This is a genomic window from Saccharopolyspora antimicrobica (assembly GCF_003635025.1).
Classification (GTDB): Bacteria; Actinomycetota; Actinomycetes; order Mycobacteriales; family Pseudonocardiaceae; genus Saccharopolyspora; species Saccharopolyspora antimicrobica.
Map to the genome: position 1 here is coordinate 7,813,870 of NZ_RBXX01000002.1, position 24,748 is coordinate 7,838,617.

Genomic DNA, 24,748 nt, shown 5'->3' on the forward strand with positions numbered 1-24,748 from the left:
GTCGGCACCGCGCGCCGGGTCGGCAGGTGCGGTTCGCCGCTGACCCGGCGCGGGTCGAACTCAACGCAGCGGGTCGTAGGGCGACAGGTCGATCCCCGGGTCGGCCTGACGGGCCAACCGCGCCGCGACCGATCCCGCGTACGGGCCCATCGTCAGCCCGGACGCTCCCAGCCCGTTGGCCACGACCAGCCCGGCGACCTGCGGAACCGCCCCGAGCAGCGGTCGGATGTCGGGTCCCATCGGGCGGAACCCGATGCGCGTCTCCACATGCGTGGCATCGGCCAGTCCAGGAGCCACCGACAGCGCTTCGCCCAGCACCTCCGCCATGCCGGCGGCGGTCACCCGGTGGTCGAAGCCGGCGTCGTCCTCGCGGGTCGCGCCGACCACGACCCGCGAGTCGTCGAAGGCCAGGAGGTAGTGCCGCGACCGCGGCAGCACGACCGGCCAGTTCGCGGTTTCCACGCCTGGCAGCCGCAGGTGCGTGATCTGCCCGCGCTGCGGCACGACCCGCACCTGGACGCCGATCGGTTCCAGCAGCTGCGGCGACCAAGCACCGGCCGCTGCGATCACGGCATCCGCCTCGATGAACACGTCGTCGACCCGTACTCCGCGGACCGCGCTGTCGGCGACGATCGCGGCCGTGCCGTTGACGATCCGGGCGCCGTGCTGGACCGCGGCGCGGCGCATCGCATCACGGACCAACCGGCCGTCCAGTCGTGCTGCTCCGGGGATGTGGATCGCCGCGCCGTCGTGCTCGAGGGGCGGGAAGAGCTCACGAGCCCGGCGCGCGTTGATCAACTCCACCTCGCCCGCCATCGGAGACTCCGCGGCGCGCTCGGCCACGCGCCGAAACGCCTCCCCGGATTCGTCGTCGGCGACCAGTCGCAACGAGCCGACCCGGCGGTAGCCGAGCTCGGTCTCCCCGTCGGCCGCCAGCGTCGCCAGCAGTTCCTGGTAGTACTCCGCCCCGGCGACCGCGAACCGGTACCAGTCCGGATCGTCCACTTGGGACGACCAAGGGCAGATGATCCCCGCACCGGCCGACGTCGCACGGCCTGGAGTCAGCGAGTCCACCAGGACCACGTCCACCCCGGCCCGGGCCAACTCGTAACCGGCTGCCGCACCGACGATGCCGCTCCCGATGACCGCCACTCGCATCTTCCGCTCCTCCTGGTTCGACCGCTTTCTTCTCACCGCACACCGCCCATCCGCCGCTGCACCCACGGCGTCATCAGGTGCATGACGACTCCGGCGCCCATCACCGCCGCTCCGACCCCGGCGAAGTAGCCGACTTCGGTCTCCGCGCGGTAGAACTGCACCAGCTGCGCGTTGATGCCTTCCGCCGCGGCGGAGGCCAAGAACCACAGGCTCATCATCTGCGCCAGGAAAGCCCGCGGGGCGAGCTTGGTGGTGGCCGACAATCCCACCGGTGACAGGCACATCGACCCGCAGATCACCACGAAGTAGCTCCCGACGAGCCACCACGGGCTGGCCGGCGCATCCACGCCGTGCAGCAGACCGGGCCCGGCCATCAGCACGAACGATGCTCCGCCGAGCAGCAGTCCGATGGCGAACTTGCGCGGCGTCGCGGGCTGCCGGTCCCCCATCCTGATCCACAGCCAGGCGAAGGTCGGCGCCAGGACCAGGGTGGCGATCGGGTTCAGCGACTGGAACCACGACGACGGCACCGCGAACCCGAAGATCTCCAGGTCGGTCCGGGTATCGGCGAACTGCGCCAGCACCGAGCCGGACTGCTCGTTGACCACCCAGTAGCACACCGCGCCGAGGAACAGCGGGATGTAGGCGATCAACCGGGACCGCTCCACGGCATCGGTGTGCGGGCTGCGCAGCATCGTGATCAAGTACGCGGCCGGCAGCAGCACTGCGAGCACCGAAACGGCGTTGATCAGCGTCTGGACGGTCAGGGATCCGGTGACTCCGAGAGCCACGACCGCCACCGCCAACACCGCGACTCCCGCAGCTGCGCGCATTCCCGCCTGGCGCCGCTCACCCGCGCGCAGCGGATTCGTCGGCACATCCCCGGCCCGGCCCAGTCTCCCCCGCCCCCGGACGTAGGCAACCAGCCCGACAGCCATGCCCACGGCCGCAAGACCGAAGCCGAGGTGGTAGCCGATCTGCTGCCCGAGGGTGCCCACCAGGTACGGCGCGAGGAAAGCGCCCAGGTTGATTCCCATGTAGAAGAGGGAGAACCCGGCGTCGCGGCGATTGTCGGTCGGCGAGTACAGCTCGCCCACCAGGCTGGACACGTTCGGCTTCAGCAGCCCGGTGCCTGCCACGATCAGCAGCATCGACACCAGCAGCGCGGGCAACCCGCCGGGCACCGTCAGCGCCAGGTGACCGCACATGATCAGCAGACCGCCCAGCAGGACCGCGCGGCGCATGCCCAGCACCCGATCGGCCAGCCAGCCACCGAAGATGCCGGACATGAACACCAGGGCGCCGTAGATCGACACCAACGCCGAGGCAGTCGGCTTGTCCAACCCGAGCCCGCCGTCGGAGGTCCGGTCGTACAGGTAGTACAGCAGGATCGCGGACATCCCGTAGTAGGAGAACCGCTCCCACATCTCCAGGAAGAACAACGTGGCCAGACCGCGGGGGTGGCCGAAGAATTTTCTGTCGTTCGGGGAAACCTTCGTCTGCTCGCTCATGGCCGCCTTTCGATGGAGGGCGCGCACCGGCGGAAGGGGTGAAGCGATGTGCGGTCAGCGCGTCGTGCCGTCAGGTCGCCGCAGCATCGGGCGGTCGACCGTCCAGAGCACCTCGGCGATGTCGGTGCCGCGGTTGTGGATGGCGTGCGGAATCCTGGACTTGAAGTGGATCGAGTCGCCCGCGGCGAGCACCGCGGTCTCGTCCGGCAGCAGGAACGTCAGCTCACCGCGCAGCACGTAGCAGAACTCCTCGCCGTCGTGCTGGGTGACCGGTGATGGTTCGGTGGTCGGGTGCACCTTGGTGACCAGCGCTTCGATGTGCTGGTCGGGAAGGTTCGCGGTCAGCACGCGGTGTTCCCGCTCGCCCATCACCACCCGCGTGGCGTCCGGGTCGTCGTGCCGGGCGACCGAGTATTCGCGCCGGCTTCGGCGACCGGCCGTGCCCAGCAGCTCGACCGCGTCCACGTCCAGCGCGTTGGCCAGCGCGAACAGCGAGGTCAGCGAGATCGAGTTGATGCCGCGCTCGACCAGCGAGAGGAAACCCGGCGACAGCCCGCAGCGTTGCGCCAGGTCCCGCAGCGTCAGGCCGCGCTCGGCGCGGATCCGCTTGATCTCCGCCCCCACCAACCGGCTCGGGCCATCGGCGGCCGGCTCGGCCGGACGAGCGCTGTCGACCACGTCTCCTGCCCCTTCCGTTCGAGTAGCGATATTTAGTCACACCGAACAGAGGCGGTCAATACTGAACAGCAGACTCGGCAACCGGCCGAGGCCATGTCGAGACGGCGGACCGGAGACGCGACGGAAAAGAGCCCGCCACAGGCGATTACGGCCGGTGGTGTGCGGGGCCGTGAGTGCTTTGGGCTGCTATGGCACTCACGGCCCCGATGGTGGTCACGGGATCGGCATCGGGTTCGGCGTGCCGACGCGCGATGCTTCCGCTTCGCGGACGGTTTCATCGGCGTCGTGCTTGAGGATGAAGCCCGCCCGGAGGTTCCTGTTCGTCACATCGCGCACCGCCCGCACGTAGGCGTCGTGGGTCGGGTACAGCGAAGCGAGCTTCTCAGCGGTGAAGGGCTCGTGCGATCCGTACAGACGGCAGAGTTCCTGTCCCGAGTTCTCGCCGGTGTTGGTCGCGGTCGGTGCGTCGACTTCGGCCAGCCGGATGCCGCCGAACGCGAGCCCGTTCTCGTCGCGTGGGACCACCACCCCGTCCGGTGTGGACGTCGTCCGGATCGGCTGCGCGGTGGGCGGCTGCTTGTCGTGGCGAACCCAGTCGACGAGGTGGTGGTACCCGGCGTTGAGCACGTTCTTGGTGTCGACGTGGCTCAGCGGCGGCCGGTCGCAGGTGAACGAGAAGGGCTTCAGGCCGTCGCGCGCGACGCCCTGCATGCGATTCATCATGAACCAGTAGTCGACGTGCGAATCACCCGCGATCTCCCACGAGCGCAAGACCCCGGAATCCGCCTGTTTCGGCACCCGGCCCAAGAAGACCTCGGTCTCGGTGCTGATGCGCAGCAGCTTCGCGGGAACGTCGGTCCGGAACGGCCCGCCGCTGCCCACGAAGAGCATGAAGCCGTCGTACACCTGGGCCAGCGGGTGGATCGAGTTGTAGTACAGCGCCAGCCGCGACGCCGACTGCGACTGCCCGACGGCCAGCACGGTGGCCGGTCGCAGCCCGCCGAGCACGGCGAGGTCGGTCCGGACGGCCTGTCCGGCCTGGGAGAAGATGTCGTAGGACAGCGAGTCGTCGGTGATCGTGCCACCTGCGGTGACGTCGAGCGTGCCGTAGCGGGTCGGGCTCCACGCGGTCAGGCCGTAGGGCTCCTGCTGCACGCCGACGCGTTGCGCCGATACGCCCACGTAGGCATAGCCTTCGCGGGTCAGGTAATCGCGGGATGCCTGCCAGTGCACGTCGAGGTTGTAGCCCGAGGTGACGTTGACCCATTCGACGATCACGGTGCCGTTGAACTTCGCGGGGTCGTCCGGGCGCCGGACGATCATCCGGGTCTTGTACGGGTTGCCGGTGGACAGCGCGACGCCGTCGGCCATCGGCGGCGTGTCGTAGCGCGTCGCCTTTCCTTCGAAGAAGTACTCCTCCTCGACGTAGCCGCGCCCGGACAGGTCGAAGCCCGGCTCCGCGGCCAACTGCGGGTAGTTGTGCGCGAGGTCGGTGCCAGGAGGCATCGCCGCCGGCACCGGGCCCGTGACGATCGGCGTCGCCACTCGCTTCGCCGTCGAGGCCGGAGCAGCCGTGGTCGGCGGCGCTTGCTCCGCTGCCACGGCCGGATCAGCCGCGGTCGGGGACGGTTCGGCCGCCGATGCCACTGTGGACAGAAGGGTGGCGGCGGTGAGGGCGCCCAGCACCGCAACCGGGAGCGACCGGCGCTTGGCCGTGGGAAGGAATCTCTCCATTGAGCTCTCAATTCTCCATGCGTGTCGAGTCCTCACCGGACAGGTGGTGCCCGGCGACCTCCCCTTGCTCCGGCAGAGCTCCTAGTCGAGCACTCGGCCCTTGGTTTCCGGGAGCAGCCAGATGAACAGGACGGTCAGCACCGTGCAGACCAGCAGGACTGCGACGATGGCGCTGCCCAGCCCGATGCCGTCCGATGCCCAGCCGATCAGGGCCGGGCTGAACGCCGCGACACCGCGGCCGACGTTGTAGGTGATGCCCGCTCCGGTCCCGCGCACCCGCGCCGGGAACAGCTCGGTGAACAAGGCTCCCTTGCCCGATGCTTGGGCCGAGACGAAGAACCCGACCACGGTGGCGAGCAGCAGGTTGTACCAGAGCGCCTGAACGGAAACGGCCATGAACAGGAAACCGGAGATCGCGGTGCCCAGGTAGAAGAGCGTGAACGCCCAGCGGCGTCCGATCCGGTCGTGCACGTGCCCGCCGAGCACGTAGCCGAGCCAATTGCCGACGATCATGAACCAGATGTAGAGCGCCGTACTGCTCACGCTCAGACCGCGCTCTTCCTTCAGGTACAGCGGAATCCAGGTCTGCAGGGCGTAAGTGCTGGCCAGGCCGGTGGCGCCGAAGAGGGTGCCCAGCACGGTGCACTTGCGCAGCCCCGGGGCGAACAGCTCGCCGAACGCGCCCTTCTGCCGCGGTCGGCGCTGCACCCGGACATCCGGTACGTCGCGCAGGTTCCGGCGGATCAGCAGAGCGACCACGGCGGGCAGGATGCCGACGGCGAACATCACCCGCCAGGCGACGGTTTCGGGCAGCCACGCATGGCTGAGCGCGTAGGCGAGGTTGGCCACGCCCCAGCCGACCGCCCACGCCGACTGGATCCAGGCCAACGCCCTCCCCCGGCGCTCCGGTGCGGCGTACTCGGCCATCAGCGCCGCACCCACCGGCCACTCGGCACCGAAGAAGAACCCTTCGAGCGTGCGCCAGATCAGCAGTTGCTCGAAGTTCTGCGCGGTCGCGGTCAGTCCGGTGAACAGGGCGTAGGCGCTGATCACCAGCACGAGCACCTGGACCCGGCCGAACCGGTCGGCCAGGCGTCCGCCGACCACGCCACCCACCGCCGAGGCGATGAGCGCGCTGGAGGTGGCCAGGCCTCCCTGAGCGGTGGTCAGGCCGAGCGTGGCGATGATGCCACCGAGCGCCAGCGGGAACATCTGGTTGGTGAAGCCGTCCAGGCCCCAACCCGACCAGGTCGCCCAGGTCACCTTGCGGACCAGGGATCTGTCCGGTGGAGCGGAAACGGTCGATGTCGTCGTCATTCCTGCACTCCAATCAGTGCCGGGAGTCAGTCGGCCGAGGTGAATCCGTGGTGCTCGCGTGCTGCTCGTTCGGTGATGCGGCCGTTGCGCAGGTCCTCGCGGACCTGCTCGGGCGAGCGCTGCGCTGGGTCGCCGAAGCCGCCGCTGCCCGGGCTCTCCACCCGGAGCACGTCGCCTTCGCGCAGCTGCACACCGGAGATTCGGCCGCCCGGAAGCCGACGCTCATCGGCGCGGCCGGGGTTGATGACGAACTGCCCGGGACTGCCGTCCCGGCCGCCGCGCAAGCCCCACGGGCGGGACGCCTGCCGGTCGGCGTGCGCGGAGAATTCGGCGTGCTCGCAGCGGATCCGCACGTCCCGGCGCACGCCGAGGCCGCCGCGGTGGGTGCCCGCGCCGCCGGAGTCGGGGATCAGCTCGTAGGTGTCGACCAGCAGCGGGTACTCCTGCTCCAGCGCTTCGATGGGCAGGTTCGAGGAGTTGGTGATGTGCACCTGGACGGCGTCCATGCCGTCCTTGCCGGTCCGGGCACCGCCACCACCGGCCACCACCTCCGGGTAGACGAAGAACTCCCCGTCGTGCTCCCCGGAGAACGTCACGTACGTGACGGTGCTGTGGCTGGCCGCGGGCACCCGTTCCGGTACCGCCTCGGCCAGCGCGCCCAGCACGACGTCGGCGACCCGCTGGCAGGTGTCGGTGCGGGCGGTGACCGGCGCGGGCTCGACCGGGTTGACGATGCTGCCGTGCGGCGCGCTGATCGCGATGGCGTCGAAGAACCCGCCGTTGGGCGGGATCCCCGGGTCCAGCACCGCCTTCAACGCGTAGTAGACGGTGGCTTCCAGCGCCGGGCGCACCACGTTGATGCCGACCGGGCTCTGCGGGCCGGTGCCGGTCAAGTCCAGCGCCACCCGGTCGCCGGCGATGGTGACGGCCACCACGATCTCGGTGGCGGGTCCGTCGCTGGGGTCCATGCGATCGCGGAACCGGTAGGTGCCGTCCGGGACCGCGCGCAGCGCCGCCGACAGCCGCTTCCGGGAGTGCTCCAGCAGGTGCGCGGTGGCAGCGCGGACGGTCTCGCGGCCGTGGCGCTGGTGCACCTCGCGCAGCTGCCGCTCCCCGATCTCCACCGAGGCGAGCTGGGCGAGCATGTCACCGCGCCGTTCCTGGGGCAGTCGGGAGTTGAGCTCGATGAACGCCAGCGGTGCCTGCTCGACCCCGGCGGCGGTGGCGAACTTGACCAGCGGGATCCGCAGTCCCTCCTGGAACAGCGAGTTCGAGTCACCGGCGTTGCTGCCCGGCACCCGGCCGCCGATGTCGGAGTGGTGCGCGATGTTGGCGCTGTAGCCGATGAGCTCGCCGCCGTCGAAGACCGGCTTGACCATCGTGATGTCCGGCAGGTGGGTGCCGCCGCCGTGGTAGGGGTCGTTGGTGATGAACACGTCTCCGGGCCGCACCGGCAGCGCGGCGGCTTCCAGCGAGTCGATCAGGCCGGTCATCGATCCCATGTGGATCGGCATGTTCTCGGCCTGGGCGACCAGCTTGCCGTGTTCGTCGAACAGCGCGGTGGAGCAGTCCGAGCGTTCCTTGATGTTGGTCGAGTAGCTGGCCCGGCGCAGCACCGCGCCCATCTCCTCCGCGATGGTCACCAGGGACGCGCCGATGACCTGCACGGTGATCGTGTCGGGAGTGTTCAACGCTGCTCCAGTTCGATGACGAGGTTGCCGCAGCGGTCGACGCGCGCGGTGGAGGCCGGGGTGAGGACCGTGGTCGTGTCGAGCTGTTCGACGATGGCCGGGCCGGGCAGCACGGTGCCCGCGCGCAGGCCCGACCGGTCGTAGACGGGGGTGTCGATCTCGCCGGTCTCGTCGAAGTCCACCGGTCGGTACCCGAGCAGTGCACCGGCGGGGTCGGTTCCTTCAGCGATGGCGGGAAGTTCGGGTTTGTCCGCCACCGCTGTCGGGGTCAGCTGCACCTCCACGATCTGCACCCGGGCGTCGCGGTGGGCGAATCCGTAGCTCTTGGTGTGCTGGTCGTGGAAGGCGGCGACGAGCTCGGCGAGCGCGGCGGCGTCGAACCGCGCCGTGTCGATCACCTGCTGCGGCAGCGGTACGGGGAGTTCGAAGTTCTGCCGGGCGTAACGCATTCTGGCCACACCGGTGATGGCCGTGTCCGCATCGGCGGGTGCTTCTGCGGCCAGCCAGTCCCGGGCCGCGCCGTGCACCTCGTGCAGCGCTTCGTTGAGCTTGTCGAGGTCGCTGGCAGCCGCATCGGCCAGCATCGCTCTGGCGAACTCGGTGCGGATGTCGGTGACGAGCAGGCCGAGCGCGCACAGCGTTCCCGGGTTCGGCGGCACGAGCACGGTGCTCATGCCGACCTCGCGCGCGACCTCGACAGCGTGCAGCGGTCCCGCGCCGCCGAAGGCGACCAGCACGTAACCGCGCGGGTCCTCGCCCGCCTCCACCGAGACCTTGCGCACCGCACCGGCCATGTTGACCGCCGCGATCCGGCCGATGCCGCGCGCGGCCACCGTCCGGTCGACGCCCATCGCGGCGGCGATGCCCTCGACCGCCCGCGTCGCCGCCCGGTGGTCGACGGCGAGGGCGCCGCCGAGGATGTGCTCCGGGTTCAACCGTCCACGCAGGACGTTGGCGTCGGTGACGGTGGGTTCGGTCCCACCGCGCCCGTAGGCGGCGGGCCCGGGCTGGGATCCGGCGCTGCTGGGGCCGACTTCCAGCGCCCCGCCGGTGTCGACCCGGGCGATGCTGCCGCCGCCGGCGCCGACGGTGTGGATGTCCAGCGACGGGGTGCGCACCGGGCGGTCGTTGATGCGCCGCTGCGCGGACACCAGCGCGCGACCGTCGCGCACCAGGCAGACATCGGTGCTGGTCCCGCCCATGTCGAAGGTGATCAGGTTCTCGAAGCCCGCCTGCCCGGCCACCTGCGACGCGGCGACCACGCCTGCCGACGGCCCGGACAGCAGCGTCGTGACCGGGTAGCGGCCGACCGACTCCAACGACATCATGCCGCCGCTGGAGCCGATCACCTTCTGCTCGACCGGCACCCCGGTGGCCCGGATCCGCTCGGCCAGCCGCGACATGTAGCGGTTGATCCGCGGCCCGACGTAGGCGTTGACCACGGTGGTGGAGAACCGCTCGAACTCGCGGAAGACCGGTGCGATCTCGGCGGAGGCGCACACGTAGGCCGAGGGCAGCGCCGCGCGCAGCCGTTCGGCGACCTCCAGCTCGTGGTGGGCGTTGCGGTAGCTGTGCAGGAAGCACACCGCGACGGCCTCGGGTTCGCCGGCGCGCACCCGGTCGATCACCGCCGCGAGGTCGTCGGCGTCGAGCGGTTCGAGGACCTTGCCCTCGGCCGACATCCGCTCGACCACCGGGTGCACTTGGGACCGCGGCACCAGCGAGGGCGCCTTGTCGGCGTCCATGTCGTAGAGGCTGGGGCGTTGCTGACGGCCGATCTCCAGGACGTCCCGCAAGCCCGCGGTGGTCACCAGCGCGGTGCGGGCGCCGTTGGATTCCAGCACGGTGTTGGTGGCCACGGTGGTGCCGTGGCCGAGGTAGCCGACTTCGGCGGCGTCGGCGCCGGCCAAGCGCAGCACCGCGCGGACGCCGTCTGCGACGGCGACCGACTGATCGTCGGTGGTGGAGGGCAGCTTGTGGATGTGGAACCGGCCGGTGGCCGTGTCCAGCGCGGTCACGTCGGTGAAGGTGCCGCCGACGTCGATACCGATGCGGAGCATGGCATTCCTCAAGGGTCGTTCGAGCAAGCGGTACGAGCCGCTCGACGAGGTGTGGACGTCCCGGAACCGGGACGGTGAGCTGAGGTGGCGCTGCCCCACCGCTGCGCGGATCGTTCGGGGAAGGACACCGATCCGCCTCTAGCGGAGGCGCGACAGCGACAGGTGGTCGATCGGCACGTCGGTGCGGCCGGTGCGGAGCAGCTCGGCGGCCGCTCTGGCGAACACCGGTGCCAGCTTGAAGCCGTGGCCGGAGAAGCCGCCCATCACCAGCACGTTCGGCCGGTGCGGATCGCGGCCGATGATGCCGTGGTTGTCCGCGGTGTAGCCCTCCATGAAGGTGCGCACCGCGGTGGGGCGCGACGGCAGCCCGGGCAGGCAGCGCGACACCGCCGCGGACACCCTGGCGACGTAGTCCGGTGCCACCACCGGATCCAGCAGGTCCGGATCGTCCACGATGGACTTCCGCACGTGCAGGTTGACCTTGACCCCGCCGCCGACGTCCGGGAAGAAGGAGAAGGTGTTCTCCCCTCCGCTGCGCCGGATTCCCACCGGGAAGCGCTCGGGGCCCCAGTTCTCCGCGGTCTCGAACCAGCACAGCACCGCGCGCCGGATCTCGATGTCGCGGGCGAGCATCGGCACGCTCCGGGTGATCCACGGCCCGGTGCACACGACCGCCTGGTCGAACTTCTCGACCTGGACCTCCTCGCCGCGGCGGAAGTGCACGGCGACGCCGTTGCCGTCGTCGGTGACGTCCTCGACGGTGGTGCCGGTGTGCAGCCTCGCTCCGGCTTTCTCCGCGAGGAGGGTCGTTTCGACGATCGCGCGCTGCGGGTGCAGCAGGCCACCTCGGCGGTCCAGCAGCACTACGTCGTCCGGGAAGAGCCGGTGTTGCGGGAACCGGCGGACGGCTTCGCGGTGGTCGAGCTGTTCGACGTCGAGCCCCCACCGCTCGGTCACGTCGGCCACGGTGCGCACGTCGGGGTCCTCGGCCGACCCGATGGTCATCGCGCCGCAGGGTTCGAGCAGCGGGACGCCCGCGCGTGCGCTGAGTTCCTGCCACGCCGAGCGCGCTTCGCGCAGCAGCGGGACGTAGTCACCGCCTTCCTTGTAGGCGACGCGGAAGATGCGCGTTTCACCGCCGGCCGCGCCGCGTTGGTGGCCGATGTCGAACTGCTCGAAGCCGGTCACCGCGATGCCGTCGGCGGCGAGCCGGTGCAGCAGCTGGCTGCCCATCGTGCCCACCCCGATAACTGCGACGCTCGACTGCTGAACTGGTTTCATCACGGTCTCCGCAGGAGGTCGGGGAGCATTGGCTCCAACAGCCCGAAACGTAGCATTCACTTCGCGGAGGCACAATGGACAACGTGAACACTTCACGTAGCGAGTCGCTGGGGCAACGCATCCGAAAGGCGGGCAAGCTCGCGAGCGGCGAACGGGCGGTGGCCGACTACCTGCAACGCCATCCCGAAGAGGCGGCGATCTCCTCGGCCGCCAAACTCGGCGAACTCACCGGCACCAGCGACGCGACCGTCATCCGCACAGCGCGCAAGCTCGGCTTCGACGGGCTCAACGACCTCAAGCGCAGTCTCGTCGACCACCTGGCCCGCCGCCGCGACCCCGCGCAGGTCCTCGACGACCGGGTGCAGCGGCTGCGGCCCGAGCACGGCGTGCTGCAACCCGTGATCGACGCCGGGCTGACCCTTCTCGGCGACGTGCCCGCGCTCATCGACAGCACCGACTGGACGCGCGCCGTCGCAACGCTCAACGACGCCGGGCACGTCTGGACCTACGGCATCGGCCCCAGCGCCGCCATCGCCGACCACCTGGCGCTGAGCCTGCGGCGCGCGGGCAAGCCGGCGGATTCCTGGACCGCGACGGGCTTCCGCCTCGCCGACGAACTCCTGCGGCTGCAACCCGCGCACGCGGTGGTCGTCATCGCGCCGCTGCGGGTGTTCCGCGAGATCGGCATCGTCCTCGGCCACGCGCACCGGATCGGCGCGCGCAGCGTGCTGCTGACCGAGGCCATCGACGAGGCCGGGGAAACCCAGGCCGACACCGTGCTGCCGCTACCCGACTCCACCGAGGGCGCGGCGAACGAGCTCATCGCACCGCTGACCATCCTGCACGCACTCGTGCTGGAGCTCGTCGCCGCTGAACGCACCTCGGCGGTCGAGCAGTACCAACGGCTGAACGAACTGCGCACCGAGATCGCGGGCACCGACCTCGACATCAGCCGCCTGCCCGAAGGGCCGTGAGTGTTTTGGGGTGCTATGGCGCCCCAAAACACTCACGGCACGTCAGGCATCGACTTGCCGCTCCGGTGCCGGCTTGGACGGGAAGAGGCTGCGGCGGGAGGTTTCCGGAGCCGCGAACATCGCGGCCGCCGCGATGAGCGCACCGGCCGCGACCAGTGCCGCCACGCTCCACGACGCCCCGTCGGACCACAGGATCAGCGACGTCGCCAGCAGCGGGGTGAAGCCGCCCAGCAGCACGCTGCCCATCTGGTAGCCGATGGACACACCGCTGTACCGCACGCGCGGCTCGAACAGCTCGGCGTAGAACGCCGCGATGGGCGCGAAGACCGCTCCGTGCGGCACCGCGAGCGCGATGGCCAGGGCCAGCGCGATCAGGACCGGTGACCTGGTGTCGACCAGCCAGAAGAACGGCCACGCGTAAGCGGCCATGAACAGCGCGCCCCCGATGAACACCGGTCGGCGGCCGACGCGGTCCGACAACGCACCCCACAGCGGCAGCGCGGCGATGTTCAGCGCGGCCGCGAGCATCACCCCGGTCAGCCCGGCCTGCCGCGGCAGGTCGAGCTGCTGGGTGATGTAGGTGAGGATGAAAACGGTGAACACGTAGTAGTTCCCGCCTTCGGCGAAGCGGACCCCGATCGCGATCAGGATCTGCTTCGGGTGGGTGCGCAGCACCTCGACCAGCGGCCGGCGCGACGGTCCGCCGGATTCGGTGGCCGCCACGAAGGATTCGGACTCGGTGATCCGGAACCGGATGTACAGGCCGACCAGGGCCAGCAGGATGCTCACCAGGAACGGGATCCGCCATCCCCAGCTGATCAGCTGGGGTTCGGGCAGCAGCGAGACGAGGCTGAACACCCCGGTGCCCAGCAGGAGACCGGCCGACACTCCGGTCTGCGGCCACGCGCCGTAGCGGCCGCGCTTGCCATCAGGTGCGTGTTCGACGGCCATCAGCACCGCCCCGCCCCACTCGCCGCCGACCGCGAAGCCCTGGACCAGCCGCAGCAGCACCAGCAGCGCCGGGGCCGCGAGGCCGATCTGCTGGTAGGTGGGCAGCAGGCCGATGAGCGTGGTGGCCCCGCCCATCAAGGTCAGGGTCATCACCAGGGTCGCCTTGCGACCGAGCCGGTCGCCGTAGTGCCCGGCCACGAACCCGCCGAGCGGGCGGGCGATGAACCCGGCCGCGAAGGTCCCGAACGCGGCCAGCGTGCCCGCCGCCGGGTTGATGTTGCTGAAGAACAGCTGGTTGAAGATCAGCGCCGCAGCGGTGCCGTAGATGGTGAAGTCGTACCACTCGATGACGCTGCCGATGGTGCTGGACGTCAACGTTCTCGACGCTGACGAGACCCCGGCACGCGTCGTTGCGTTGGAGGACATGTGCGCCTTTCGCGGTGGCTGGTCAGGAGCGGGCGAACGCGTCGGGCGCCCAGGGCAGTTGCGCGCCGCCGAACTTGGCGGCCCGGACATCGCCGGAGCGGGCGTGGCCCTCGAACAGCTCGACGCGGGCCGCGCGACCGCACACCTCGCCGAGCTTCGCGCTGGAGGCCGGGTCGGTGACTTCCTGGTAGGTCACGGTCTTGAGGTACTTGCCGACCCAGAGCCCACCGGTGTAGCGGGCGGCGCCGCGGGTGGGCAGCACGTGGTTGGTGCCGATGACCTTGTCCCCGTAGGACACGCAGGTCCCCTCGCCCAGGAACAGCGCACCGTAGTTGCGCATCTTCGCGAGCGCCTCGCGCGGCTGCGCGGTCAGGATCTGGACGTGCTCGCTGGCGTAGGTGTCGGCGAGTTCGTAAGCGGCGTCGAGGTTCTCGACGACGTGGACCTCGCCGTGATCGCGCCAGGCGGGCTCGGCGTTGTCCCGGGTGGGCATCTCCGGCAGCAGGGCGTCGATGTGCTCGACGACCGAGCGGCCCAGCTCTTCCGAGGTGGTGATCAGCACCGCGGGCGAGTCCGGGCCGTGCTCGGCCTGGCTCAGCAGGTCCACCGCCACGACGAACGGGTCGGCGGTCTCGTCGGCCACGATCAGGACCTCGGTGGGGCCGGCGAACAGGTCGATGCCGATCTCGCCGAACAGCTGCCGCTTGGCCTCGGCGACGAAGGCGTTGCCGGGACCTGCCAGCATGTCCACCGGCGCGATGGTCTCGGTGCCCAGCGCCATGCTCACCACGGCCTGAACACCGCCGAGGAGGTAGATCTCGTCGGCCCCGGCCAGGTGCATGGCCGCCACGGTCGCGTCCGGCACCTCGCCGCGGATCGGCGGCGTGCAGGCCACCACGCGCGGCACCCCGGCGGTCTTCGCCGTCAGGATCGTCATGTGCGCCGAGGCCAGCAGCGGGTAGCGACCGCCGGGCACGTACGCACCGGCGGCGGCGACGGGGATGTGCTTCTGCCCCAGGTGGACGCCGGGCAGGGTCTCCACCTCGAACTCCTGCATCGACGCCAGCTGCCGCTCGGCGAAGGCGCGGACCTGCTGCTGGACGAACTCGATGTCGGCGATGACCTGCTTCGGAACGCGGGAGACGATCTCCTCGATCTGCGCGGCCGACAGCCGGAACGACTCGGGCTGCCAGTTGTCGAACTTCGCCGAGTACTCGCGAACCGCCTGGTCGCCGCGGGCGCGGATGTCGGCGACGATCGCCCCGACCTTCTCCTGCACGTCGGGCAGCGAGGTCGTGGTCGCCGCCGAGCTGGTGGCCGGGGCCTTGAGCGCGAAAGCCATGACTGTGGTGATCCCTTCGGATGTTTACGTACACATCGCAATGTAGGCGGCTAGGGTGTTTACGTAAACCCACAGTTCGGACTCCCTCGATCCAGCACCTGGAGGTACTCGGTGGTCACCAGCCGGGACGTAGCGCAGCTGGCCGGCGTTTCGCAGATGACGGTGTCCCGGGTCCTGCAGGGCAGCGACAAGGTCGCCCCGGAGACCCGGGAACGCGTCCTGACCGCGATGAAGGAGGCCGGCTACCGGCCCCACGCCGCGGCGCGGACCATGCGCACCCGGCGCACCTCGACCGTCGGCGTCGTGGTCGCCGACATCACCAACCCCTTCTACCCGCAACTGCTGGAAGCGGTCGGCCAGGCCCTGGACGCGGCCGGCCAGCGGATGGTGCTGTGGAACGCGCCCGATCCCGGCGGCGAGAGCGCTCTGCGAGCGCTGGACGAGGGCACCGTCGACGGCCTGATCTTCACCACCGTCACCGAGGGCTCCGAGCAGCTCGCCGGCGCGCTCCGGCGGGGAGAGCCGATCGTGCTGCTGCACCGCGGGCTGGATTCGCTGGACTGCGACCAGGTCACCACCGACAACCTCGCCGGCGGCCGGGCGGTCGCCGACTACCTGGTCGCCACCGGCCACACCCGGATCGGCTTCCTGCGCGGCCCCGAGCTGCCGAGCACGTCCCGGCACCGGGAGCGCGGATTCCGCGACCGCCTGGCCGAACTCGGCCGGCCGCTGGACGCTGAGCTCACCGCCCAGGGCGGGTTCGCCCACGACCTCGCCAGGTCGGCGATGCGCGAACTGCTCTCCCGGGAGGACCCGCCCACCGCCGTGTTCTGCGCCAACGACCTGACCGCGCTGGGCGCGGTCGACGGCGCCGTGTCCCTGAACCGCCGCGTCCCCGAGGACGTGTGGGTGGTCGGGTACGACGACATCGCGATGACGTCGTGGGACTCCTACGACATCACCACGGTCCGGCAGCCCATCGCGGAGATGGCGCGCACCGCCGTGCGCCTGCTGCTGGAGCGGGTCGACGACCGCTCACTGCCCCCTAGGAAGCAGGAGTTCCCCAGCGAGCTCGTCATCCGCGGCTCCACCGCCCACACCGCACCGCAGAACAACGGATGACAGGCATTTTCGGCGAGCGCGCCCCGAAAGCCGCGCTTTCGGTTCAGCCGACGATTCGGCGCGCGCCGATGTAGTGGCCGTCGCCCTTGACCGAGCGAACGTCGACCAGCTGGCCCTCGGTCGGGGCGTCCACGATCTTGCCGCCGCCCACGTACATCGCGACGTGGTGGATGGTCGCCGGGTTGCCGGTGCCGTCGTCGTAGAAGACGAGGTCGCCCGGTCGCAGCTGGTCCCTCGACACCGGGCGGCCGGCCTTCCACTGCGTCCGGCTGCTCGGCGGGATCGAGATGCCCGCCTGCTTGTACGCCCACTGGGTCAGGCCCGAGCAGTCGAACGTCGTCGGCCCCTTCGAGCCCCACTCGTACTGCGAACCGCGCTTGGACAGGGCCGCCTGCAGCGCGGTGTTCGCCGCGCCAGGCGGGCCGAGGTAGGAGCCGGTGTCCACCGGGCCCTGCAGGCGGTCGCGATCGGAATCGTCCAGGCCGCCGAGCGCGCGGCGGACCTCCTCGATCCGCCCGTCGAGATCGTCCTTGCGCTTCTGCACCTCGTCGAGCAGGCGCGCGGCCTCGTCGGTCGCCTGCTGCGCGCGGAGTTCCGCGGCCTGGGCCTGCTCCCGGGAGGTTCGCGCGCGATCGACCGCCTCGGAGTAGCTGTCGAGGACCTCCCTGTTGCTGCTCGCCATAGCGCCGAGCATCGTCGCGCGGTCGAGGAAGTCCTCGGGGCTCTCGCTGGTCAGCGCGGCCGACACCTCGCTCATCCGGGCACCGCGGTACGCCGAGCCGGTGAGCCGGTCGACCTCTCCGCGCAGCTCGTCCTGCTCGCGCTGGGCCTCGCCCTCGATCCGCAGGGCTTGGGCCACCGTTTCCTTCGCGCGGTCCAGTTCGGCCTCGTTGGCGTCGTGGGCCATCTCCGCGTCGGTGAGGTCTTCCTCCGCCTTCGCCGCTTCCGCGCCGAGCCGCTGGTACTCCTCGACGGGGTCCGATGGTTGTGCACCAGCGGGCAGGGCCAGGGTTCCCGCCATCGCGGCGATGGCCGAAGCGGCCAACGCCGCCTTCACCGATTTCCTGAGGCGTTGTGCTGCCACGTCGCGAACGTCTCCTCTGCATCACCGGGCCGTTGCCGGATCACGAACTTCCGCCCCCCGGACCGGAAGCTACTCGATCCCCGAACCGCTGTCTACTATCAATCTTAGTAGTGGAGATTTCCTTGTGCCGCAGCGGAATATCGAATCCGGGGCCACCTTGCCAAGCAATCTACTATCTGTAATAGTTGACGAGTTCGCCGGGGATCGAGGACCCGGAGAACACCGGGGCTGCGGACCGCCCCTCACCGCCCTCCCCCAGCGCGAGACCGGTCCGCAGCCCCGGGCGCGATCAGATGGGCAGCGTGAAACCCGCGATCGGCCCGCGCATCCAGGCGATCAGCTCACCCCACAGGCCGGTCACCAGGGCCAGCCCGATCACGATGAGGAAGACCCCGCCGATCTGCTGCATCCGGCGGACGTTCTTGCGCAGCCAGTCCGCCGCCCGGACCGCCCAGCGCAGGCCGAGCGCCAGCACCACGAACGGCAGCCCCAGCCCCAGGCAGTAGGCCAGCACCAGCAGGAGCCCGCGCCACACGGCGGGACCGACATCGGTTCCGCTGGCCACCGCGATCACCCCGGTCAGCGTCGGGCCGAGGCAGGGCGTCCACCCGAGGCCGTAGACGGCACCCAGCAGCGGCGCACCCCACAGGCCGTCGCGGCGCGGCGTGTGCCGCAGCTTCCAGTCGAACTGCAGCGGCGGGATGAAGCCGAGGAACACCAGTCCCATCACGGCGGTGACGATCCCGCCGATGCGCTGCAGCAGCAGCTCGTTGGCCAGCACCGCGTCCGAGAAGCCGAGCACCGTGACCGTCGCCGCCGCGAACACGACGGTGAACCCGAGCACGAACAGCAGCGCCGCACCGGCGACCCGCCACCGGCCGACCGGTCGGCGCCGCTCCCGCTCGGACAGGTCGACCGCCGGCGCCTGGACGCCCACCAAACCCGCGAGGTAGGCGAGATAGCCCGGCACCAGCGGGATCGCGCACGGCGAGGCGAAAGACACCGCGCCGGCGACCACCGCGAGCAGCGCGGCCAGCAGCAGCGGGCCGGAGATGGCCAGATCCGTCAGGTCCACAGCAGAACCCCCGCCCACCCGTCACCACGCCGCGATCCGGATCCGGGCAACGACATCTCCACCACCTCCGCAGGGGCCGCCTTACTACTATCCTGGATAGTACTAGCGGTGCGCGTCACCCCGGCACTGGCCCGCGATCCCGGCACGGCGGACCCGGTATCCTCAACACCCGGAGACGGGAGGTGGCATGCAGGGCCTGGGAGAGCTCGAGAACGGTGTGATGGACGTGCTGTGGACGTCCACCGCGCCCATGACCGTGCGCGAAGTCCTCGCGAAGCTCAACGAAACGCGCGATCTCGCCTACACGACGGTGATGACGGTGCTGGACAACCTCCACCGCAAGGGCTGGGCGGACCGCGAGCTGCAGAACCGCGCCTACCTCTACACCCCCGCCGAGAGCCGCGAGGAGGCCGCCGCGCGCGTGCTGCGCGAGCTGCTCGACTCCAGCGGTGATCCCGAAGCCGTCCTGCTGCACTTCGCGCAGTCGGCCTCCGACGACGAGACGGCCGCCCTGCGGCGCGGCCTGCGCCGACGGCCCCGGCGATGATCCTCGCGGTAGCCCTGCTGCTCGGCGTGGCGTTCGTCGCCGGGTTCGGCCCCGCGGTGCTGAACCGGATGCTGCAGCGGCGGATGGATCCGCAGCTCGTGCTGATGACGTGGGGCGGCCTGGTCGCCACCACGTTCGTCACCGTGACCGCGGCCCTGACGATCACGGTGCTGCCCACCCACGGCCCGGCACCGCTGCTCGTCCAGCTGCTCCACCACTGCTGGACGGCCCTGCAGCACGGTTCCGCACCCCAGCTCCACCTGGCAGCGGGACTGCTGCTGCTCACCGCGATCGCCGGCCTGTCGTCCCGGGTGAGCATCGGGCTGCTGCGGCACACCCGGCGCCAGCGGCGCGAGCACCGCCGCCACCTCGACCTGCTGCGCATCGCGGCGCGCCCCGAGTCCGGCGCGTTCCCGATCATGTGGCTCCCGCACCCCGAGCCGATGGCCTACAGCGTGGCGGGCACGCCGGGCTTCGTGGTCGCCACCGACGGAGTCCGCGACCGCCTCGGCCCCGATGCCGCCGCGGTGCTGGAGCACGAACGAGCACACCTCCGAGGCCGCCACCACCTCCTCGTCGGCCTGGCCGAGGCGTTGTCCCGCTCGGCCCCGTGGCTCCCGCTGATGCGGCGCTCCCCGGAGCTGGTGCGCACCGCCGTCGAACTGGCCGCCGACCGCTCGGCCGCGCACCTGCACGGCCCCGGCGCGGTGCGCTCCGCGCTCCTGCACATGTCCGGCGGGCGCGGCGGAGGCTCGACGCCCGCGCACGCGCTGGGGATGGCCAACAGCGCAGTGGCCCTCCGGCTCCACCACCTCAGCGCCCTGCCGTCGGCGCCGGGCCGGACCAAGCGCGCGCTGGCCTCCGGCGTGGCGGGACTGACCGCCGCCACGCTGCCGACGCTCGCCGGCATCGCACTGCTGCCCGTGCTGGCGATGCTCACCTGCCCGTTCGCGTTCGGCTTCTGATCCTCCCGCCGGGCGGTGACGATCGGTCACCGACGCTCCCCGCCGCACGCCGATGACCGTCACCCGAAAGCACTACTAAGATCAATAGTAGCCGTGACGTCCTGTGCAGATCGCTCCCACGCTAACCCAAAAGCATTGCGGCAGAACATAAAACGACGCCCCGGATCAACGCGGCGAACACACCTCCAGTACGGTTCTCACCGTGTGCAACCGGCTGCCCACTGTCCGCACCGCGGGAATTCCGGCGCTCTGCGTCATCCTGCTGACGCTGGGCACCTTCCTCGCCGCGCACACCCTGATCGGTACCCCGACCACCTGCGCAGCCGGTTCGCAGATCAGCTCCCACTCGCAGCCGTGCGGCGAGAATCGCCCCGACTCCCTGGAGCACGGCCCCGGCGACGCCGAGTGCGCGGCCTCCGCGCGAGACGTCGGATCCACGTTGGACACCGCAGCGCTGCTGCTCGATCCGGCCACCGGCGGCCAGGAATTCCCCTCCGCGTTCCACCGGACCACGACCGCCCTGCCGCGCCCGGCCCTGCCGCCGCACGGACGGGACGTCCTGAGTTCCACGTGCATCTCGCGAACGTGATCAGTTATCGCTTCCTGTCCTGATCACGATCGACGCACCGCACCCGCCGACCGCGGACCGGTGCACCCGATACCCGCACCTGCGCGATTGCGAGGAACGCGATGCAAGGACTCCTCCCCCGCACCGGCGACCGCTCCGGCGCGGCGACGGCGCTGCGGCCTGCCCACGCCATCGACACCACCGTCGGCAACACCCCGGTCCTGTGGATCGACCAGCCGTTCAACCCGCCCGGAACCGGGTTCTGGGCGAAGCTGGAAGGGCACAACCCGGGCGGCATGAAGGACCGGCCCGCGCTGCACATGGTCGAACGCGCCCGGCAGCGCGGCGAGCTCGAACCGGGCGGCACGATCGTCGAATCGACCAGCGGCACGCTGGGCCTGGGGCTCGCCCTCGCCGGGATCACCTACGGGCACCCGGTCACCCTGGTCACCGATCCCGGCCTGGAACCGATCATGCACCGGATGCTCCGGGCGTTCGGGGCGCGCATCGACGTGGTCACCCGGCCGCACCCGAGCGGCGGCTGGCAGCAGGCGCGCCGCGACCGGGTCGCCGAGCGCCTCGCGGCCACGCCCGGTTCCTTCTGCCCGGACCAGTACAACAACCCCGACAACATCGCCGGGTACGCGCCGCTGGCGCTGGAACTCGCCGCGCAGCTGCGCTGCGTCGACGTCCTGGTGTGCTCGGTGGGCACCGGTGGCCACTCGGCCGGCGTGACCCGGGTGCTGCGCAGCTTCTTCCCGGAGCTGCGCCTCGTCGGCGTCGACACGATCGGCTCCACCATCTTCGGCCAGCCCGCGAGGCAGCGGATCATGCGCGGACTCGGGTCGAGCATCCACCCGCGCAACATCGACTACCCGGCCTTCGACGAGGTGCACTGGGTCGGACCGGCCGAGGCGGTGTGGGCCGCGCGCCGCCTCGCCGCCACGACCTACGCCAGCGGCGGCTGGAGCGTCGGCGCCGTCGGGCTGGTCGCCGGCTGGGTCGCCCGCACCGCGGGGCCGGGCACCCGGGTCGCCGCCGTCTTCCCGGACGGCCCGCAGCGCTACTTCGACACCGTCTACAACGACGAGTACTGCGAGCGGCACGACCTGCTGCGGGCAGCTCCGCCGGAAGAACCGGACGTGCTGGCCCATCCGCTGGAGCGGGAGGTCTCGCGCTGGACGCGGTGCGGCGACGTGGTCGATCCGGCGGAGGGCGATCGGCGTTGATCCAGACCGCCAAGCAGTTCCGGTCGTTCAACCGGACCGTTCAGCTGCTCGTGATCAACCAGTTCACCATCAACCTGGGCTTCTACATGCTCATCCCGTACCTGGCGGCGCACCTGTCCGGCGGGCTCGGGCTGGCGACCTGGCTCGTCGGGCTGGTGCTCGGGGTCCGGAACTTCGCGCAGCAGGGCATGTTCCTCATCGGCGGCACCCTCGCGGACCGCCTCGGTTACAAGCCGCTGATCATCGCCGGGTGCTCGCTGCGCACCGCGGGATTCGCGCTGCTGGGCATCGTGGATTCCGTTCCCGCGCTCCTGCTGGCCTCGGCCGCAACGGGATTCGCCGGGGCGCTGTTCAACCCGGCCGTCCGCGCCTACCTCTCGCACGAAGCCGGTGACCGGCGGGTCGAGGCGTTCGCGCTGTTCAACATCTTCTACCAGTCGGGCATCCTGCTCGGGCCGCTGGTCGGCATGGCGCTGACCGGAATCGCCTTCCAGGCGACGTGCTTCACCGCCGCGGCGGTCTTCGCGGTCCTGACCGCGCTGCAGATCCGCGCCCTGCCGCAGCGCAAGGGCTACCGCGAGGAGGCCGGCGGGCGGTCGGTCCTGGCCGACTGGCGGAGCGTGGTCGCCAACCGGTCCTTCGTCGCCTTCTCGGTCGTGATGATCGGCAGCTACGTGCTGTCGTTCCAGGTCTACCTGGCGCTGCCGCTGGAGGCCCGGCGGCTCGCCGGGGACGGCCTGGCCGGCACCGCCGTGGTCGCCTCGCTGTTCGCGGTGTCCGGGCTGCTGGCGATCGCGGGGCAGCTGCGCATCACGGCGTGGTGCAAGCGGCGCTGGGATCCCGGCGTCTGCCTGGTCGTCGGCCTGCTGGTGATGGGCGCGGCATTCCTCCCGCCGCTGCTCACCGCCGGACTGCCGACCGCGACCACAGCCGAGGAGATCGTGCTGCGAGCCGCCCCGCTCGTGCTGTCCGCGGCACTGATCGGCCTGGCGCAGGTGATCGTCTTCCCCTTCGAGATGGACACCATCGTGACCCTCGCGGGCAACAGGCTCATCGCCACGCACTACGGCCTGTACAACACGGTGTGCGGAATCGGGATCATGCTCGGCAACCTCGCGACGGGAAGCGTACTCGACCTCGCTCGCTCGACCGGACTGCCCGCGCTGCCCTGGATGGTCATGTCGGCCCTGGGCCTGCTCTGCGCGGGCGGCATCGCCGCGCTCCAGCGCACCCGCCGACTGACCGCCCCCGGCCTGCAACCGGCGACCGGCTGATGTCCTGACCGGCTCACGCGTGGAAGGGGCGCCACCCCCGGGCGGCACCCCTTCCCCATGCCACCCAGGCCCCGAGATCCGCAATTTCAATGGAAATCAGACATCCAATTTCCATTGAAATCGCGTAGTTCCCGACACGCCCCGGCTTGTCGGGGCGCGACACGCCGGAGGTGCGGGCGACTTCCGCAAGTTCCATTGAAATCGTGGACCTGATTTCCATTGAAATCGCGGAAGTCGCCCGCAACTGCCGGTAGGTCGGGTGGTCGGCACGCCGACAGGTGCGGGCCCTTCCCGGTCCGCTCCGCTGGGTCAGTCCGGCAGGGGACGTGCTCCTCGTTCCGCGAGCATTCGGGTCATCACGTCGATTTCCGCTGTTTGCGCCGTCAGCATCTGCTGGGCGAGGTTGCGCACCTGGGGGCGTTCGGCCCTCTCCGATGCGTACTGCATCATCGGCGTACCGCCTCGGTGGTGGCGGATCATCAGCTGGAGGAAGAACGCGTCGAATTCCGGCCCTTCGAGCGAGCGCAGCCGGTCGAGGTCCTGTTTGGACGCCATGCCGGGCATCGCGGTCCGCTGCGGCGTGTGCTGGTCGTGCTCGGCCGCCATCCACGTCATCGGGTTGCCGGGCGCCAGATCCGGCTCGTTCCACAGACTCAGCCAGCCCTTCATCCGGCCGGTCTGCTCCAGTTGCGTGGTCTCGATGTCGAAGGCCAGCTGCCGGATGAGCCGGTCCTGGCTCTTCTCCCGCGCGATGGAGGCCATCTGCACGCCTTGCAGGTGGTGCACGCTCATGTCCTGCGAGAACCCGACGTCGACCGGATCGGCCGAATCCGGCTCGCCCACCCGCAGCGACAGCACTCCGGACGCCACGAGCAGCCCGACGGCCAGCAGCATCGCCGCTCCCAGGGCGATCCGCACCGTGCGCGATGCGGTGCGCAGGGAGTTCACGCCGGATCCTCCTGCCCCGCAGCACCGCGGCCCGCGGCCATCGGAACCGCGTCCGGTCCCGGCGGGTTCGGGTCGAACGGCGGCGGGGAGTCGGGGTCGAATCCACCGGGCCCCAGCGCCGAGCATGACGCGCCGACCTCGGGATGGGTGTAGGGGTTGGTCCGCGTCGAGGAGATGAACTGGTCGATGCGCGGATCACCGGCGTCGGCCAGCTTCAGCTGACGCCCCCACGACTGGAGCGAGATCCGCTGGTCCAGGCCGGGATACGGCGACAACGCCATGTACTGCTGCCCGTCGACCTTCGCGCGCAAGGCGTCGAGCGCGGCGCCGTCGACCCGCTCCGGGTCGTAGGCGATCCACACCGCGCCGTGTTCCAAGGAGTGCACGAGGTTCTCGGTGCGCACCGGGACCTCGTACACCGTTCCTTCGCACGCGGCCCAGATTCCGTCGTGCGGCCCGCCGAAAGCCGGGCTGTAGTCGTAGTTCACCCGCTGCGCCGGATCGACGTGCTTGCCCGCCTCGTAGTCCTCGACGACCACGCCCGGGATCTGCCGCGCCGGGTCGCGATTGGCCTCCGACGGCGTCCACTTCGCCATCGCGGCGTCGCGCTCGGTCTTGTCGGCGTACTGGACGTAGACGTAACCGAAGATGCCGCCCGCGAACGCCAGCACGACTGCGACCGCGGTGATGCCCGCCCACGGCAGCCCGCCGCCGCCCGCCAGCGCCTTGCTCGCCTGCTTGCCCGTACCTGCTCGTTTCACGAGAACCACCGTAGTACTACGGTCAATAGTACTAAGTTATACAGTGACGCTA

The 24,748-nt window shown here is 70.5% G+C and carries 21 protein-coding genes; 7 read left to right on the forward strand and 14 right to left on the reverse strand.

Annotated features, from left to right (window positions below):
• Nucleotides 1–60 precede the first annotated feature (60 nt).
• From ATL45_RS36750 to solA, 8 genes are all read right to left on the reverse strand, one after another.
• Nucleotides 61–1,158 carry an NAD(P)/FAD-dependent oxidoreductase gene (locus ATL45_RS36750; RefSeq protein WP_093154416.1) on the reverse strand — a complete coding sequence of 366 codons (1,098 nt, stop codon included), beginning with the start codon at nt 1,156–1,158 and terminating at the stop codon, nt 61–63.
• A 32-nt stretch (nt 1,159–1,190) separates the two neighbouring features.
• Nucleotides 1,191–2,669, reverse strand: a complete 1,479-nt coding sequence (locus ATL45_RS36755; protein WP_093154414.1) for a peptide MFS transporter — start codon at nt 2,667–2,669, stop codon at nt 1,191–1,193.
• Between the two features lie 54 nt (nt 2,670–2,723).
• Complete coding sequence (locus ATL45_RS36760; protein WP_093154412.1) at nt 2,724–3,347, reverse strand: helix-turn-helix domain-containing protein; 624 nt, start codon at nt 3,345–3,347, stop codon at nt 2,724–2,726.
• A gap of 213 nt (nt 3,348–3,560) precedes the next feature.
• A complete protein-coding gene (locus tag ATL45_RS36765) occupies nt 3,561–5,081 on the reverse strand; it encodes an alpha/beta hydrolase domain-containing protein (protein ID WP_177242000.1) in 1,521 nt (506 codons plus the stop codon).
• A gap of 81 nt (nt 5,082–5,162) precedes the next feature.
• Nucleotides 5,163–6,398 (reverse strand): MFS transporter, encoded by a 1,236-nt coding sequence (locus ATL45_RS36775; RefSeq protein WP_211841384.1) that lies wholly within the window; start codon nt 6,396–6,398, stop codon nt 5,163–5,165.
• Nucleotides 6,399–6,424: 26 nt separating this feature from the next.
• Complete coding sequence (locus ATL45_RS36780) at nt 6,425–8,089, reverse strand: hydantoinase B/oxoprolinase family protein (RefSeq protein WP_093154410.1); 1,665 nt, start codon at nt 8,087–8,089, stop codon at nt 6,425–6,427.
• Nucleotides 8,086–10,149 (reverse strand): hydantoinase/oxoprolinase family protein, encoded by a 2,064-nt coding sequence (locus tag ATL45_RS36785; protein WP_093154407.1) that lies wholly within the window; start codon nt 10,147–10,149, stop codon nt 8,086–8,088. The genes ATL45_RS36780 and ATL45_RS36785 overlap by 4 nt, the downstream gene beginning before the upstream one ends.
• 138 nt (nt 10,150–10,287) lie before the next feature.
• Nucleotides 10,288–11,430, reverse strand: coding sequence for an N-methyl-L-tryptophan oxidase (gene solA, locus ATL45_RS36790; protein WP_093154405.1), 1,143 nt, complete (start codon nt 11,428–11,430; stop codon nt 10,288–10,290).
• Between the two features lie 83 nt (nt 11,431–11,513).
• Here solA and ATL45_RS36795 point away from each other — a divergent pair, with 83 nt between their 5' ends.
• The gene (locus ATL45_RS36795; protein WP_211841385.1) at nt 11,514–12,404 is read left to right on the forward strand and encodes a MurR/RpiR family transcriptional regulator; all 891 of its coding nucleotides are present in this window, start codon (nt 11,514–11,516) and stop codon (nt 12,402–12,404) included.
• A gap of 42 nt (nt 12,405–12,446) precedes the next feature.
• Here the strand turns inward: ATL45_RS36795 and ATL45_RS36800 are convergent, their stop codons facing one another.
• A complete protein-coding gene (locus ATL45_RS36800; protein WP_093154400.1) occupies nt 12,447–13,781 on the reverse strand; it encodes an MFS transporter in 1,335 nt (444 codons plus the stop codon).
• Between the two features lie 22 nt (nt 13,782–13,803).
• A complete protein-coding gene (gene hisD / locus ATL45_RS36805) occupies nt 13,804–15,123 on the reverse strand; it encodes a histidinol dehydrogenase (RefSeq protein WP_093154398.1) in 1,320 nt (439 codons plus the stop codon).
• 111 nt (nt 15,124–15,234) lie between these two features.
• Here hisD and ATL45_RS36810 point away from each other — a divergent pair, with 111 nt between their 5' ends.
• The gene (locus ATL45_RS36810) at nt 15,235–16,245 is read left to right on the forward strand and encodes a LacI family DNA-binding transcriptional regulator (RefSeq protein ID WP_093154396.1); all 1,011 of its coding nucleotides are present in this window, start codon (nt 15,235–15,237) and stop codon (nt 16,243–16,245) included.
• A gap of 43 nt (nt 16,246–16,288) precedes the next feature.
• Here the strand turns inward: ATL45_RS36810 and ATL45_RS36815 are convergent, their stop codons facing one another.
• Together ATL45_RS36815 and ATL45_RS36820 are read right to left on the reverse strand one after the other, a co-directional pair.
• A complete protein-coding gene (locus tag ATL45_RS36815) occupies nt 16,289–17,329 on the reverse strand; it encodes a C40 family peptidase (protein WP_246025750.1) in 1,041 nt (346 codons plus the stop codon).
• Nucleotides 17,330–17,618: 289 nt separating this feature from the next.
• A complete protein-coding gene (locus tag ATL45_RS36820) occupies nt 17,619–18,404 on the reverse strand; it encodes a cytochrome c biogenesis CcdA family protein (RefSeq protein WP_093154393.1) in 786 nt (261 codons plus the stop codon).
• A 187-nt stretch (nt 18,405–18,591) separates the two neighbouring features.
• Here ATL45_RS36820 and ATL45_RS36825 point away from each other — a divergent pair, with 187 nt between their 5' ends.
• The 5 genes from ATL45_RS36825 to ATL45_RS36845 all read left to right on the forward strand — a co-directional run bounded on the left by ATL45_RS36825 (nt 18,592) and on the right by ATL45_RS36845 (nt 22,987).
• Nucleotides 18,592–18,951 (forward strand): BlaI/MecI/CopY family transcriptional regulator, encoded by a 360-nt coding sequence (locus ATL45_RS36825; protein WP_093154391.1) that lies wholly within the window; start codon nt 18,592–18,594, stop codon nt 18,949–18,951.
• Nucleotides 18,948–19,916, forward strand: a complete 969-nt coding sequence (locus ATL45_RS36830) for a M56 family metallopeptidase (protein WP_093154388.1) — start codon at nt 18,948–18,950, stop codon at nt 19,914–19,916. Before ATL45_RS36825 ends, ATL45_RS36830 begins: the two co-directional genes overlap by 4 nt.
• A gap of 202 nt (nt 19,917–20,118) precedes the next feature.
• Complete coding sequence (locus ATL45_RS36835; RefSeq protein ID WP_093154385.1) at nt 20,119–20,505, forward strand: hypothetical protein; 387 nt, start codon at nt 20,119–20,121, stop codon at nt 20,503–20,505.
• Nucleotides 20,506–20,606: 101 nt separating this feature from the next.
• Nucleotides 20,607–21,713, forward strand: a complete 1,107-nt coding sequence (locus ATL45_RS36840) for a PLP-dependent cysteine synthase family protein (protein WP_093154383.1) — start codon at nt 20,607–20,609, stop codon at nt 21,711–21,713.
• Nucleotides 21,710–22,987, forward strand: a complete 1,278-nt coding sequence (locus ATL45_RS36845) for an MDR family MFS transporter (RefSeq protein WP_439332477.1) — start codon at nt 21,710–21,712, stop codon at nt 22,985–22,987. Before ATL45_RS36840 ends, ATL45_RS36845 begins: the two co-directional genes overlap by 4 nt.
• A 309-nt stretch (nt 22,988–23,296) precedes the next feature.
• Here the strand turns inward: ATL45_RS36845 and ATL45_RS36850 are convergent, their stop codons facing one another.
• Nucleotides 23,297–23,935: a DUF305 domain-containing protein gene (locus ATL45_RS36850; protein WP_246025751.1), complete on the reverse strand. Its 639-nt coding sequence runs from the start codon at nt 23,933–23,935 to the stop codon at nt 23,297–23,299.
• On the reverse strand, nt 23,932–24,696 hold the full coding sequence (locus tag ATL45_RS36855) for a thioredoxin-like domain-containing protein (protein ID WP_093154380.1): 765 nt from the start codon (nt 24,694–24,696) through the stop codon (nt 23,932–23,934). The genes ATL45_RS36850 and ATL45_RS36855 overlap by 4 nt, the downstream gene beginning before the upstream one ends.
• Between the last annotated feature and the right edge of the window lie 52 nt (nt 24,697–24,748).